This is a genomic window from Stenotrophomonas sp. AS012628 (assembly GCF_010608305.1).
GTDB lineage: Bacteria > Pseudomonadota > Gammaproteobacteria > Xanthomonadales > Xanthomonadaceae > Stenotrophomonas > Stenotrophomonas geniculata.
Genome location: NZ_VMBJ01000039.1, coordinates 1 through 13,551 on the forward strand (window position 1 = coordinate 1; position 13,551 = coordinate 13,551).

Annotated in this window: 12 protein-coding genes; 6 read left to right on the forward strand and 6 right to left on the reverse strand. The window is 66.8% G+C overall.

The window, feature by feature from the left end; genetic code table 11:
• Positions 1-48 precede the first annotated feature (48 nt).
• A complete protein-coding gene (locus G5A07_RS15955; RefSeq protein WP_191863603.1) occupies positions 49-1,176 on the reverse strand; it encodes an NAD(P)-dependent alcohol dehydrogenase in 1,128 nt (375 codons plus the stop codon).
• A gap of 17 nt (positions 1,177-1,193) precedes the next feature.
• Positions 1,194-2,660 (reverse strand): benzaldehyde dehydrogenase, encoded by a 1,467-nt coding sequence (locus G5A07_RS15960; protein WP_191863604.1) that lies wholly within the window; start codon positions 2,658-2,660, stop codon positions 1,194-1,196.
• A gap of 193 nt (positions 2,661-2,853) precedes the next feature.
• Here G5A07_RS15960 and G5A07_RS15965 point away from each other — a divergent pair, with 193 nt between their 5' ends.
• Together G5A07_RS15965 and G5A07_RS15970 are read left to right on the forward strand one after the other, a co-directional pair.
• Positions 2,854-3,420: a DUF1415 domain-containing protein gene (locus G5A07_RS15965; protein WP_029379749.1), complete on the forward strand. Its 567-nt coding sequence runs from the start codon at positions 2,854-2,856 to the stop codon at positions 3,418-3,420.
• Positions 3,417-4,220 carry an SDR family oxidoreductase gene (locus G5A07_RS15970; RefSeq protein ID WP_010481356.1) on the forward strand — a complete coding sequence of 268 codons (804 nt, stop codon included), beginning with the start codon at positions 3,417-3,419 and terminating at the stop codon, positions 4,218-4,220. The genes G5A07_RS15965 and G5A07_RS15970 overlap by 4 nt, the downstream gene beginning before the upstream one ends.
• Before the next feature lie 82 nt (positions 4,221-4,302).
• On the opposite strand, the gene G5A07_RS15975 is transcribed toward G5A07_RS15970, so the two are convergent.
• Positions 4,303-6,333 (reverse strand): M3 family metallopeptidase, encoded by a 2,031-nt coding sequence (locus G5A07_RS15975; RefSeq protein WP_191863605.1) that lies wholly within the window; start codon positions 6,331-6,333, stop codon positions 4,303-4,305.
• 170 nt (positions 6,334-6,503) lie between these two features.
• Here G5A07_RS15975 and G5A07_RS15980 point away from each other — a divergent pair, with 170 nt between their 5' ends.
• On the forward strand, positions 6,504-6,908 hold the full coding sequence (locus G5A07_RS15980) for a hypothetical protein (RefSeq protein WP_010481352.1): 405 nt from the start codon (positions 6,504-6,506) through the stop codon (positions 6,906-6,908).
• Between the two features lie 48 nt (positions 6,909-6,956).
• Here the strand turns inward: G5A07_RS15980 and G5A07_RS15985 are convergent, their stop codons facing one another.
• Positions 6,957-8,069: a PLP-dependent cysteine synthase family protein gene (locus tag G5A07_RS15985; RefSeq protein WP_010481349.1), complete on the reverse strand. Its 1,113-nt coding sequence runs from the start codon at positions 8,067-8,069 to the stop codon at positions 6,957-6,959.
• Between the two features lie 122 nt (positions 8,070-8,191).
• Here G5A07_RS15985 and gloA point away from each other — a divergent pair, with 122 nt between their 5' ends.
• Positions 8,192-8,710 carry a lactoylglutathione lyase gene (gene gloA / locus G5A07_RS15990; RefSeq protein WP_019338852.1) on the forward strand — a complete coding sequence of 173 codons (519 nt, stop codon included), beginning with the start codon at positions 8,192-8,194 and terminating at the stop codon, positions 8,708-8,710.
• Between the two features lie 124 nt (positions 8,711-8,834).
• Positions 8,835-9,263 carry a VOC family protein gene (locus G5A07_RS15995; RefSeq protein ID WP_019338853.1) on the forward strand — a complete coding sequence of 143 codons (429 nt, stop codon included), beginning with the start codon at positions 8,835-8,837 and terminating at the stop codon, positions 9,261-9,263.
• Between the two features lie 67 nt (positions 9,264-9,330).
• Here G5A07_RS15995 and G5A07_RS16000 read toward each other — a convergent pair whose 3' ends face one another.
• Positions 9,331-9,762: a CBS domain-containing protein gene (locus G5A07_RS16000; protein ID WP_053450852.1), complete on the reverse strand. Its 432-nt coding sequence runs from the start codon at positions 9,760-9,762 to the stop codon at positions 9,331-9,333.
• 445 nt (positions 9,763-10,207) lie between these two features.
• Positions 10,208-12,046 carry a glutamine--fructose-6-phosphate transaminase (isomerizing) gene (gene glmS / locus G5A07_RS16005; RefSeq protein ID WP_010481343.1) on the reverse strand — a complete coding sequence of 613 codons (1,839 nt, stop codon included), beginning with the start codon at positions 12,044-12,046 and terminating at the stop codon, positions 10,208-10,210.
• A 203-nt stretch (positions 12,047-12,249) separates the two neighbouring features.
• Here glmS and G5A07_RS16010 point away from each other — a divergent pair, with 203 nt between their 5' ends.
• The gene (locus G5A07_RS16010; RefSeq protein ID WP_191863606.1) at positions 12,250-13,527 is read left to right on the forward strand and encodes an efflux RND transporter periplasmic adaptor subunit; all 1,278 of its coding nucleotides are present in this window, start codon (positions 12,250-12,252) and stop codon (positions 13,525-13,527) included.
• Positions 13,528-13,551: the final 24 nt, after the last annotated feature.

Consider the following 13,551-nt stretch of genomic DNA (forward strand, 5'->3'; position numbering starts at 1 on the left):
GTTGCTTCGGCGGGTGCAGGGCGCAGCCCTGCAAACCCTCCCCCACCCTTACGCCGCGATGCGCAGGATCGGCTTGAGCGTGATTCCCTTCGTACTGTCCTCCGCCGCCTGGTTGATCTGTTCCAGCGGGTAGAACTTCACCAGCTTGTCGAACGGGAAGCGCCCCTGCTGATACAGCGTCACCAGCTGCGGAATGAATACCTGCGGCACGCTGTCACCCTCGACGATGCCGCGGATGCTGCGCCCGCCGAGCAGCAGGTTGTTCACATCGAAACTGGCGGTGGTGCCCAGCTTCGGCGCGCCCACCACGCCCATCATGCCCAGCCCACCCAGCGCCTCGATGCCGGCGGACAGCACGTCCGGACGGCCGGTCGATTCCAGCGCGAAGTCAGCACCACCACCGGTGATCGCGCGCACCGCCTCGACCACATCGGTCTCCCGGCTGTTGACCACGTGGGTGGCCCCCAGTTCCAGCGCAAGCTCCAGGCGCGAAGGCACCACGTCGATGGCAATGATGGTGGTGGCGCCGGCCACCTTGGCCGCCATCACCGCACTCAGGCCCACCGCACCGGCACCATAGCTTGCAAAGCTGCTGCCCGAGCGCACCTGCAGCGAGTTGAGTACCGCACCGGCACCGGTCTGGATGCCGCACCCCAGCGGGCCCAGCAATTCCAGTGGTGCGTCATCAGGCACCTTGATCGCATTGATCTCGCGGGCCAGCGCGTAGGTGGCGAACGAGGACTGCGCGAAGAAGTGATCGTGCAGCGGCTGGCCCTGCGCATCGGTGATCGCGGTATGGCCGTGGCCATCGTCGCCACCGAAATTCAGGGCGAAGAAATCCCTGCAATAGGCACCGTGTCCGCCCCGGCAGGGATTGCAGTGACCACAGGCGCCATAGGTCAGTACCACGTGATCCCCCGCCTTGAGGTCGCGCACGTTCGGGCCAACCGCTTCGACGATGCCCGCACCCTCATGGCCGAGCACCGCCGGCAGCGGCACCGGATAGTACTGATCGCGCACGATCAGGTCGGTGTGGCACAGGCCGGTGGCCACCACCTTCACCAGCACCTCGTCGTCCTGCGGGCCGCGCAGCGTCGCCTGCTCGATGACGAAGGGCTGCTCCTTGCCGCGTACCACGGCGGCGGTGATCTCACGCGTTGCGTTGTTGTCGTTCATCGTGATGGCTCCTTCGATCAGATCGGGTAAGCGGGCGCTTCGCCCTTGACGGTCAACCACTGCCACTGGGTGAACTCTTCCCCGTTGGCGGGGCCACCGATGCTGGTGCCGTTGCCGGACGCACCGACGCCGCCGAAGGGATTGATCACCTCGTCATTCACGGTCTGGTCGTTGATGTGCAGCAGGCCGGTACGCAGGCGCTCGCCGATCTTCAGCGCGCGGCCGACGTTGCTGGACACGATCGCCATCGACAGCCCGTACTCGCTGTCGTTGGCCAGGCGCACGGCATCCTCGTCATCGTCGAACGGCACCACCACCGCCACCGGTGCGAAGATCTCCTCGTTGAACGCCGGATTGTCGGCGGAGACGTTGCCAAGCACGGTCGGTGCGAAGAACAGATCGCGATGGGTACCGCCCGCCTCCAGCGAGGCGCCGGCCTGCACCGCCTGTTCGACCACGCGCGTGGCGTGGTCACGCTGGCCAGCATTGATCAGCGGGCCGATGGCCACCTCTTCGCGTGCCGGATCCCCCACCTTCAGCGAATTGGCCTTGGCCACCAGCTTCTGCAGGAACGCGGCATGGATCTTCCGCTGCACCAGCACGCGGCCGGTCGCCATGCAGATCTGGCCCTGGTGCAGGTAGACGCCCCACGCGGTGTTGGCCACCGCCAGGTCGAGGTCGGCATCGTCGAGAATGATCAGCGAGTTCTTGCCGCCCAGCTCCAGCGAGACCTTCTTCAGGTGCCTGCCCGCCGCTTCGCCGACCTTGCGTCCAGCGGCGGTGGAACCGGTGAACTGGATCATCGCCACGTGCGGATCGCTGGTCAGCGCTGCACCGGCCGCGCCATCGCCGGGCAGCATGTGCAGCACGCCGGCCGGCAGACCGGCCTGTTCGAACAGGCGTGCGATCACCGCGCCGCCGCACACCGCCGTGCGCGGGTCCGGCTTGAGCACCACGGCATTGCCCAGCGCGATGGCCGGCGCCACCGCGCGCATGGCCAGGTACAGCGGGAAGTTGAAGGGCGAGATGACGCCGACCACGCCCAGCGGCCGGCGTCGCGCCAGGTTCAGCCGACCCGGCTCGGAGGGCAGGATCTCGCCGGTGCTGCGCGACGGTAGCGCCGCAGCTTCGTGCAGCGCCTTGATCGTCACCTTCGCTTCGAAGCCGGCCTTGAGCCGTGTCGAGCCGCTTTCGCGCACCAGCCACTCCACCAGGGTGTCGATGTGTTCCTCGGCCAGGCGTGCCGCGTTGCGCAGCACCTCCGCGCGCTGCTCGTAAGGCGCTGACGCCCACGCCTGTTGCGCCTGTGCAGCGGCCGCCGCCGAACGCGCTACCTGCGCCGGGTCGGCCAGGCCGATTTCGCCGAGGGTGTTGCCGGTGGCCGGCTCGATCACCGGCTGCCGTTGCTCGGCCGCCTGCCAGTGACCATCGAAGAAGGCGCCGGCCCAAAGGGCATCCGGCAGCCACGGAGAAGATGCAGTCATGGGTGTCCTCCTGTGTCGTGCGTCCATTCCACGCCCGCCGTCCGCGACAGGCAATCGGCCATCCAGCGGTCGCCCGCAAGGGCTTGAATCGGCGGGAATTTCCAGCATGGCGACTGTCCAGTTCCTGCACAGTGAACAGCGCGGCAGCGGCACACTGCCTACAATGTCCGCCCCGCCAGCCGACGTGCCCGCCATGACCGACACCCACCTGCCCACCGATGACCCGATCGCCGCCACCCGCCTGTGGCTGGAGCGCATCGTCATCGGCCTGAACCTGTGCCCGTTCGCCAAGGCGGTGTACGTGAAGGACCAGGTCCGTTTCGTGCTCAGTGATGCGACCACGCCCGAAGCGCTGGTCGAACAGCTGGCCGAGGAGCTGGTGCTGCTGCGCGATACGCCGGCCGAGCAGATCGACACGACGCTGATCGTGCATCCGCAGGTGCTGACCGACTTCCTCGACTACAACGATTTCCTCGACAACGCCGACGCGGCAATCGAAGCGCTGGACCTGCAGGGCATCCTGCAGGTGGCGAGCTTCCATCCGGACTACCAGTTCGAAGGCGTGGCCGCCAACGACGCCAGCAACTACACCAACCGTGCGCCCTTCCCCACCCTGCACCTGCTGCGCGAAGACAGCGTGGCGCGCGCAGTGGATGTCTATCCGGACCCGGACGTGATCGTCGAGCGCAACATCCAGACGCTGGACCGCATCGGCGTGGACGGCTGGCATCGCCGCCTGCGTGGCGACGACCTGTCATGAGCCGCGTGCCGCCGATTGCCGCATGGCCGGTCGCGCCGCTGTCGGGCAAGGTGGCGCTGATCACCGGCGGCGCCAACGGCATCGGCCGCGGCATCGCCCAGGCCGTGCTCGGTGCCGGGGGCCGCGTGCTGATCGGCGACCTGGACATGGAGGCCGGCGAGGCGTGCCTGGCGGAATGGCAGCGCGGTGATGACGCCGCGTTCCAGCGCCTGGACATCACCGACGAAGCCAGCGTGCGCGACTTCATCGCCGTGGCGCTGCAGCGTTTCGGCCGCATCGACGGACTGGTCAACAACGCGGGCATCGCCGGCCCGCACGGCACGCGGCTGCAGGACATGGAGTGGGATGAGTGGCAGCGCCGGCTGTCCTCGCTGCACGGCGCGTTCCTGTGCAGCAAGCATGCATTGCCCGCGCTGACCGCCAGCGCTGCCGGTGCGATCATCAACATCGCCTCCACCCGCGCCTGGCAATCCGAAGCACATAGCGAAGCCTATGCCGCGGCCAAGGGCGGACTGGTGGCCTTTACCCATGCGCTGGCGATCAGCAGCGGCCCGGCGGTGCGGGTGAACAGCATCAGCCCTGGCTGGATCGGCACCACTGCGTGGCAGGCACCCTCACGGCGCCATGAGCCTGAGTACTCGGCCATCGACCATGCGCAGCACCCGGTCGGCCGGGTCGGCCAGCCCGAGGACATCGGCGCGCTGGCGGTGTACCTGCTGTCGTCACTGTCCGGCTTCACCACCGGCCAGGACTTCGTCGTCGACGGCGGCATGACCCGGAAGATGATCTACGCCGAATAATCACCGCTTTCCGGTGGGTGCGGACCTTGGTCCGCACCATTGCCAGGAAGTGCCAACCAAGGTTGGCACCTACCAGAGCGGTTTACGCCATGCCCGAATGGCGCAGCAGCGCGTCGATCTGCGGTGCGCGGCCGCGGAAGGCCTTGAAGTTCTCCGCCGCCGGGCGGCTGCCACCCCGCGACAGGATCTCATCGCGGAAGCGTGCACCGGTTTCCGCGAGCGCCTGCGGCGCTTCCTCGAACGCGGCGTAGGCATCGGCGCTCAGCACCTCGGCCCACTTGTAGCTGTAGTAGCCGGCCGCATAGCCCCCCGCGAAGATGTGGCTGAACTGGTGCGGGAAGCGGTTCCAGGCCGGCGGATGGTTCACCGCTACCTCCGCGCGCACCCGATCAAGCAGCGCCAGCACGCTGTCCTGCGCCGGTTCGAACTGGCTGTGCAGCAGCATGTCGAACAGGCCGAATTCGAGCTGGCGCACGGTCGCCATGCCGCTGTGGAAGTTGCGTGCAGCCAGCATGCGTTCGTACAGCGCGCGTGGCAGCGGCTCGCCACTGTCCACATGCGCGGTCATCGCCTGCAGGTGCTCCCATTCCCAGCAGAAGTTCTCCATGAACTGGCTCGGCAGCTCGACCGCGTCCCACTCCACGCCGTTGATGCCGGCCACGCCCAGCTCGCCGATGCGGGTCAGCAGCTGGTGCAGGCCATGGCCCATCTCATGGAACAGCGTGGTCACTTCGTTGTGGCTGAAGGTAGCCGGCTTGCCATTGGCACCGCGACCGAAGTTGCACACCAGGTAGACCAGCGGCGTCTGCACACTGCCGTCCGCGCGCACGCGGCGGTTGCGGCAATCATCCATCCACGCGCCACCGCGCTTGCCTTCGCGCGCGTACAGGTCCAGGTAGAACTGGCCAACCAGTGCGCCCTGCGCATCGACCAGACGGAAGAAGCGCACATCCTCGTGCCACACTGGCGCGCTGTCCTCCTGCACACGCAGGCCGTACAGCTGCTCGATCACCGAGAACAGGCCGCCCAGCACCTTCGGTTCGGTGAAATACTGCTTCACTTCCTGCTCGGAATAGCTGTAACGCGCCTGCTTCAGGCGATCGGCGGCGAACGCCAGGTCCCAGGCCTGCAGCTGCCCGATACCCAGTTGCTCGCGCGCGAACTGCTCCAGCTCGGCACGGTCCTTGGCCGCGAACGGTTTGGCGCGCGAGGCCAGGTCACGCAGGAAACCGAGCACTTCGGCAGGGTCATGCGCCATCTTGGTCGCCACCGAATAATCACCATACGAACCGAAGCCGAGCAGCGCGGCCAGTTCCGCGCGCAGGGCCAGGATGCGGTCGATGTTGCCGCTGTTGTCCAGCGCGTCGTCGCCAAATTCGGACGCACGCTGCGCACTGGCGCGGTACAGGATCTCGCGCAGGTCGCGGTCCTCGCCCCAGGTCTGCACCGGCAGGTAGCACGGCATCTGCAGGGTCAGTTTCCAGCCGGCCTTGCCATCCTTCTGTGCTGCGGCATGCGCGGCGGCCTTCACATCTTCCGGCAGGCCCTTCAGTCGCGCTTCGTCCTCGATGATCAGCGACCACGCATCGGTAGCGTCCAGCACGTTCTGCGAGAACTTCGCCGACAGTGCCGACAGCTCCTCCTTGATCGCCGCGAAGCGCTGCTGCGCCTCCGGCGCCAGCTCGGCACCACCGAGGCGGAAATCGCGCAAGGTGTTGTCCAGCACCTTGCGCTGGGATTCGTCAAAGCCTGCGGCTTCCGGGCTGTCGGCCAGTGTCTGGTACTGCCGGTACAACGCCAGGTTCTGGCCCAGCGCGCTGGCGAAGCGGGTCACCCGTGGCAGGTTGCTGTTGTAGGCCTCACGCAGTTCCGGGGTGTTGACCACGCCCTGCAGGTGGCCGACCAGGCCCCAGGCACGCCACAGCCGCTCGGTGGCATCGTCCAGCGGGGCAACGAAGGTCTGCCAGGTGACCGGCTGCACCTGCTCGGCCGCGCTGACGGCGGCTTCGGCCGCGGCCAGCAGCACGTCCAGCGCCGGCGCCACGTGCTCGGGGCGGATGGCCTCGAAGCGCGGCAGGCCGGAAAAATCGAGCAGGGGGTTGGCAACGGTCACGGCAGATCTCCAGGGTACGGGCCCGGCAGGCGGGCAGCCCAGTAGATATGGCGCTGGCAGGCGGGGCTGACAAGGGGGCGCGGCCCGGTATTCACGTCGGCCTTACGGTCGCGGTTCGAAGCTCTGGCTGCGGGGGAGTCCGCAGCGGTACGCACCGAACGAGGCCCTACATGGAAGGTCTGGCTGCAGTTGCATCCGCCTCACCGGCCCGGTCACTGGCATTGTCCGCCAGCCCGGCCGAACTGACCTGGATCGCCGCATTGTGCGATGCCGACGACGACGCCCCGCGTCACCTGCAGCAATTGCAGGCTGTGCTGCAGCAGGGCGGCACGTTCAGCGATGCCCAGGAGTGGTACCCGTTCGAAGTGATCGAACGCGGCGCCAGCCAGCTGCGGCTGGGCCATGAGCGCGAGTTCGTGATCTGCGTGCTGCTGTGGCTGCAGGCGCTGGCCCAAGGCCGCGCCAGCATGCTGGACCCGAGCCTGCACCTGGATGATCGCGCGATGGACATCGAGGCCTTGCCCGATGCGCTGCGTGATGCGGTGCTGGATGCGTTCACCGCGGCGGGGTATTGAGACGCCCTCGTGATCGCCGGGCGTGGCCCGGCGACAACGTCGACCGACCTACAGCGCCTCCAGGCTGCACCACGGCAGTTCCGGCAACCCCTGCCCGGCCACTGCGGCGGCCAGCTGTGCATCGGCGCCCTCAACATCAATGCCCTGCCGCGCGTACCATGCCGGGTCGTAGTAACTCTGCGCGTAACGCTCGCCGCTGTCGCACAGAATGCTGACGATGCTGCCCTGATGGCCCGCCTCGCGCATCCACTGCGCGGCCTGCAGCACACCAATGAAGTTGGTGCCGGTGGAGCCACCGACGCGGCGGCCGAGCTGGCGGCTGACATGGCGCATCGCGGCCAGGCTCAGCGCGTCGGGCACCTTCACCATCGCATCCACACTGGTCGGGATGAAGCTCGGCTCCACCCGCGGCCGGCCGATGCCTTCCACGCGCGAGCCACCGCTGCAGGTCAGGCCACGCCAGTCCTGCTCACCGGCCACGGCGGACTGGTATCCGTCGAAGAACACCGATACTTCCGGGTCTGCACAGAGGATGCGGGTGTCATGCCGACGGTAGCTGACATAGCGGCCCAGCGTCGCTGCGGTACCGCCGGTGCCGGGGCTGCACACGATCCATTCCGGAACCGGGCTCGGCTCTTCCGCCATCTGCTTGAAGATGGACTCGGCAATGTTGTTGTTGGCCCGCCAGTCGGTGGCGCGCTCGGCATAGGTGAACTGGTCCATGAAGTGGCCGCCGGTTTCACGGGCCAGCTTTTCCGACTCACCGTTGAGGTCGCAGGCACGCTCGACCAGATGGCAGCGACCGCCATGGAATTCGATCGCCGCGATCTTCTCCGGCGAGGTCGTGGCCGGGATCACCGCAATGAACGGCAAACCGAGCAGTCGCGCGAAATAGGCTTCGGAGACAGCGGTCGAGCCGCTGGACGCCTCGATCACCGGTCGCCCTTCGCGCAGCCAGCCATTGGCCAGCGCATACAGGAACAGCGAGCGCGCCAGCCGGTGCTTGAGGCTGCCGGTGGGATGGCTCGATTCATCCTTCAGGTACAGGTCGATGCCCTCGAACCCGGGCAGCGCCAACGGGATCAGGTGGGTATCGGCGGAACGGTTGAAATCGGCTTCGATCTTGCGGATGGCAGCAGCCACCCATTCACGCTGCGACATGGCGGGCAATGCTCAGAACGGAACGGTGCGATCCGCCCATTGTACGTCGCGGTGCCGTCAGGTGACGGCCGGTAGAATGACCCCATCCGGCCTGCAACGGCCCTGTCTGAAGGACCTCCCCCATGACCATTCCCGCCCTGCGCGATGTCCCCGGCGTCGCCGCCCAGGCCCCGGCCGAAACCACCGGCTTCGTGTTCAACCACACCATGCTGCGGGTCAAGGACATCACCGCCTCGCTGGACTTCTACACCCGCGTGCTCGGCTACCAGCTGATCGACAAGCGCGACTTCCCGGACGCCCAGTTCAGCCTGTACTTCCTGGCCTACGTACCGGCCGGTACGGTGGTGCCGGAAGACGATGCCCAGCGCCGCCTGTGGATGGCCGGCCTGCCGGGCGTGCTGGAGCTGACCCACAACCACGGCACCGAGACCCAGGACGGCGCGGTCTACCACGACGGCAACAGCGACCCGCGCGGCTTCGGCCACATCTGCGTGTCGGTGCCGGACATCGAGGCCGCCTGCCAGCGCTTCGAGGCCCTGGGCGTGACCTTTCAGAAGCGCCTGACCGACGGCCGCATGAAGAACCTGGCCTTCATCAAGGACCCGGACGGCTACTGGGTCGAGATCATCTCCAACGTCTGACCCGGAAAGGGGCACAATTCCGGTAGCGCCGGGCCATGCCCGGCGGCCTTGAGCAGGCCGCGCTGCGCGCTCGCCGGGCACGGCCCGGCGCTACCGACTCCGTCCCCTTTTTTACGAGGTTCGTATGGAAACGATGGAACTGCACCGTGGGCGATTGATCGACCACATCCAGCTGGTGGTGCGTGACCTGGCCGCCAGCCGCCGCTTCTACCAGGCGGTGTTCGATACGATCGGCATTCCAATCGCCGGCGAAGGCGATGATTACTTCTGGGCCGATGAGCTGTTCATTTCCAGCGCCAGCAGCGAGGCTGCCGCCGGCCAGCTGACCGGCCGCCACCACCTGGCGTTCCAAGCGCGCGACAGCGCCACCGTTGATGCCTTCCACACTGCAGCCATCGCCGCCGGCGGCACCGACAACGGTGCACCGGGCGAACGCCCCTACCATCCGGGCTACTACGGCGCGTTCGTGCTCGATCCCGATGGCAACAACATTGAAGTGGTCTACCACGGCCCAGCCAAGTACAGCGCCGACTCGGTGAAGGTCACTTTCTGATTTCACCGATGCCGTGAACGAAGAAGCCGGGCAATGCCCGGCTTCTCTGCGTCCAAGGATCCAGCCCTCAGTGGGCCGCCATGTAGATGTCCTGCAGCACGGCCTTTTCCAGTTCCAGCTCGCCCAGCAGGTTCTTCACGATGTCGCCCAGGCTGAGGATGCCGACCAGACGGGTACCTTCGGTGACCATCAGATGACGGCGCCGCGAGTACGTCATCAACGACATGGCCTGCTTCAGGGTGGCCTCCGGCGCGATACCTTCCAGGCCGGTGGTCGGCACGCTGGAAATCACCCGGCGGCCCGCCTGCGGGCCGTCGTCGGCCAGGGTGCGCACGATGTCCTTTTCGGAAATGATGCCGACCGGGGCATCGTCCTTCATCACCACCAGCGCAGCGATCCTGTTCGCGCTCATCTTGTGGGCGGCGGCACCGATGGTGTCTTCGGCGTCGATGGTGATGACAGCTTCTTTCTTGGATTGCAGGAGTTCGCGGACGTTCATTCTTGTTTCCTGGTGCAGGTCACTAAGTCAAAAAGTGTGCTCTTCCGATACGCCCCCTCCCCGGGAACAGACCTTTCAGCGCACGTCTGGCGCACCCGGCTGCCGCTTGGAATGGATCGGCAGACGACGTGCTGCAACGCGAACGAGGTGGGCTCAACGGCGCAACCCGGCCCTCGGTCAAAGTGATTCTACGACTGCGACCATCGGTCACTACCGGCATCGATGGGACAGTTCGTCGTGGGAACCAACTGACGATCCAGAGAATGGCACCGCGGCTGAAACCGCCGCTGAATACTGGCGGTGCCACGCGTTAAAGATTGAGTGCGCCCTGCCGAAGGCGGACAAAGCGCGCGGCGGCTGTCCCACTTTCCACGGCTACCGACGCAAACGAAAGGGGCCACGCAGGCCCCTTTCGCATACAGCATCCAACAGCGCCGGGAGTGCTTTACTCCACCGTCACGCTCTTGGCCAGGTTGCGCGGCTTGTCCACGTCGGTGCCGCGTGCCAGCGCGGTGTGGTACGCCAGCAGCTGCACCGGAATGGTGTGCACGATCGGGCTGAGCACGCCGGCATGACGCGGCGTACGGATCACGTGCACGCCTTCGGACGCGTTGAAGTTGCTGTCCTGGTCGGCGAACACGAACAGCTCGCCGCCACGCGCACGCACCTCCTGCATGTTCGATTTCACCTTCTCCAGCAGGCTGTCGTTGGGCGCGATCACCACCACCGGCATGTCCTCATCCACCAGCGCCAGCGGGCCATGCTTCAGTTCACCGGCCGGGTAGGCCTCGGCGTGGATATAGGAGATTTCCTTGAGCTTGAGCGCGCCTTCCAGCGCGATCGGGTAATGCAGGCCGCGGCCCAGGAACAATGCGCTGCTCTTGCGCGCGAAACGCTCGGCCCAGGCAGCGATCTGCGGCTCCATGTTCAGCGCGTGCTGCACGCTGCCCGGCAGGAAGCGCAGCTGCTCCAGGTAGTCCGCTTCCTGCGCGGCGTCGATGCGGCCATGCAGCTTGCCCAGCACCACGGTCAGCTGGAACAGCGCGGCCAGCTGGGTGGTGAAGGCCTTGGTCGAGGCCACGCCGATCTCGGCGCCGGCGCGGGTGTAGCAGACCAGTTCGCTGGCGCGCGGAATCGCGCTTTCCGGCACGTTGCAGATCGACAGCGTGTGCTTATGGCCCAGCGACTTGGCGTACTTCAGCGCTTCCATCGTATCCAGCGTTTCGCCGGACTGCGAGATGGTCACGATCAGATGCTTGGGGTTCGCATAGGCCGCGCGATAGCGGTACTCGCTGGCGATTTCCACGCTGCACGGCAGGCCGGCGATGGCCTCGATCCAGTAGCGCGCGGTCAGGCCGGAGTAATAGCTGGTACCGCAGGCGATGATCTGCACGCCTTCAATGCCCGACAGCACGGCTTCGGCGTTCTTGCCGAACAGCTCGGCCGGGAAACCACCGGCGTCGATCGCCGCTTCGATGGTGTCGCCCAGCGCGCGCGGCTGCTCGTGGATTTCCTTCTGCATGAAGTGGCGGTACGGGCCCAGCTCCAGCGAAGCCAGCGACACATCGGACAGATGCACGTCGCGCTCGATGGGCTGGTCATGCTCATCGAAGATGCGCACGCCGTCACGGCGGATTTCGGCGGTGTCGCCTTCCTCCAGGAAGATCACCTTCCGCGTGGCCGAGATCACCGCCGAGACGTCGGAGGCGACGAAGTTCTCACCCTCGCCCAGGCCGACCAGCAGCGGGCAGCCCATGCGCGCACAGACGAAGCGCTCCGGCTCGGCACGGCTGACCACGGCCAGCGCGTAGGCGCCGGTCAGTTCCTTCACCGTGTGCTGCAGCGCCACCAGCAGGTCGTCGCCGTCCTTCAGGTGATGGTGGATCAGGTGCGCGATGACTTCGGTGTCGGTCTGCGACTCGAAGGTGTAGCCCAGCGCGCGCAGTTTCTCGCGCTGCTCTTCGTGGTTCTCGATGATGCCGTTGTGCACCAGCGCCACGCCGTGGCTGATGTGCGGATGCGCGTTGGCCTCGGTGACACCGCCATGGGTGGCCCAGCGGGTGTGGCCGATGCCCAGCACCGCGTTGAAGCCCTCGGCCTCGGCCGCAGTGGCCATTTCCGACACACGACCGGTACGACGCACACGACGCACATCGCGGCGCTCACCCTGGTCGATCACCGCGATGCCCGAGGAATCGTAGCCACGGTACTCAAGGCGCTTCAGACCCTCGATCAGCACCGGCACTACGTCACGATCAGCGATCGCACCCACGATTCCACACATGTCACGCATTTCCTTGAAGACGATCGGCGCATTCTAGCCTGCGGGCCCGCGCTCCCCCTCCTGTCCGCTTAATGAAAGTGTCCGGAAAGGTGTCCGCGGACACCCGGACACTTCAGCACGCCGCCCAACCCATTGACCTGAAAGGAAATAAACTTGGCACGCTACGTGCTTGGTACTGGCTACCACCGTCAGGCACGCACCCGATGATCCGCGACACTTCCGCACAGGACCAGATCGTTTCCTCCGCCCCGGCCGGCACCACCCGCGCCAACTGGCAGCGCTACCGCTGGCCGGCACTGGGCGCCATCGTGCTGCTCGCCGGCATCGGCTGGGCCGTGCACGCCTGGTCCAACGCCAGCCGCTCCTTCGACAGCAGCCGCGTGCGCATCGCCGAAGTGAAGCGCGGCGACCTGGTCCGCGACATCGCCGCCGACGGCCGCGTGATCGCCGCCAACAGCCCGATCCTGTACGCCATCTCGGCCGGTACCGTGGACCTGAAGGTGGTCGCCGGCGATGTGGTGAAGAAGGGCCAGGAGCTGGCCATCATCGACAGCCCGGAACTGCGCAGCAAGCTGGCCCAGGAACAGGCCACCCTGGCCGGCCTGGAAGCCGAGGCCAGCCGCGCCGCGCTGGACGCCACCCTGGCCCGCGCCAAGTCGCGCAAGGAAACCGACCAGGCCACCATCGAGCGGCAGGCCGCCGACCGCGACCTGCAGCGCTACCAGCGCGGTTACGACGGCGGTGCAGTACCGCAGATCGATCTGGCCAAAGCCAAGGACTCGCTGAAGAAGGCCGACATCACCCTGGCCAACGCCACCACCGACGCACGCCTGCAGAGCCAGGGCGCCGACCTGGATGCCCGCAACAAGCGCCTGCTGGCCGACCGCCAGAAGGCCGTGGTGGCCGAGGTGCAGCGCCAGGTCGATGCACTGACCCTGCGCGCCCCGTTCGATGGCCAGGTCGGCCAGGTGCAGGCCGTCCAGTCCACCAACCTGGCCGCCAATGCGCCGGTGCTGGGCGTGGTCGATCTGTCCAAGTTCGAGGTCGAGATCAAGGTGCCGGAAAGCTTCGCCCGCGACCTGGCGATCGGCATGCCGGCACAGCTGACCGGCGGCAATGGCCAGCCGTTCCCGGGTGAGATCAGCGCGGTGTCGCCGGAAGTGGTCAATGGCGAGGTCAATGCCCGCGTGCGCTTCGCCAGCGCGCAGCCGGAAGGCCTGCGCCAGAGCCAGCGGATGTCGGTGCGCGTGCTGCTCGACACCCGCAAGAACGTGCTGAAGATCGAGCGCGGTCCGTTCGTCGAACAGGGCAACGGCGTGGCCTACGTGATGGATGGCCGCACCGCCGTGCGCCGTCCGGTCGAACTGGGCGTCAGCAGCCTGGGCGAAGTGGAAATCAAGTCGGGTGTGCAACCGGGCGACCGCATCGTGGTCTCCGGCAGCGACCTGTTCAAGGACGCCGAACGCGTCTCCGTCAACTGATACCTGAACCCTGAATCCTGGAGA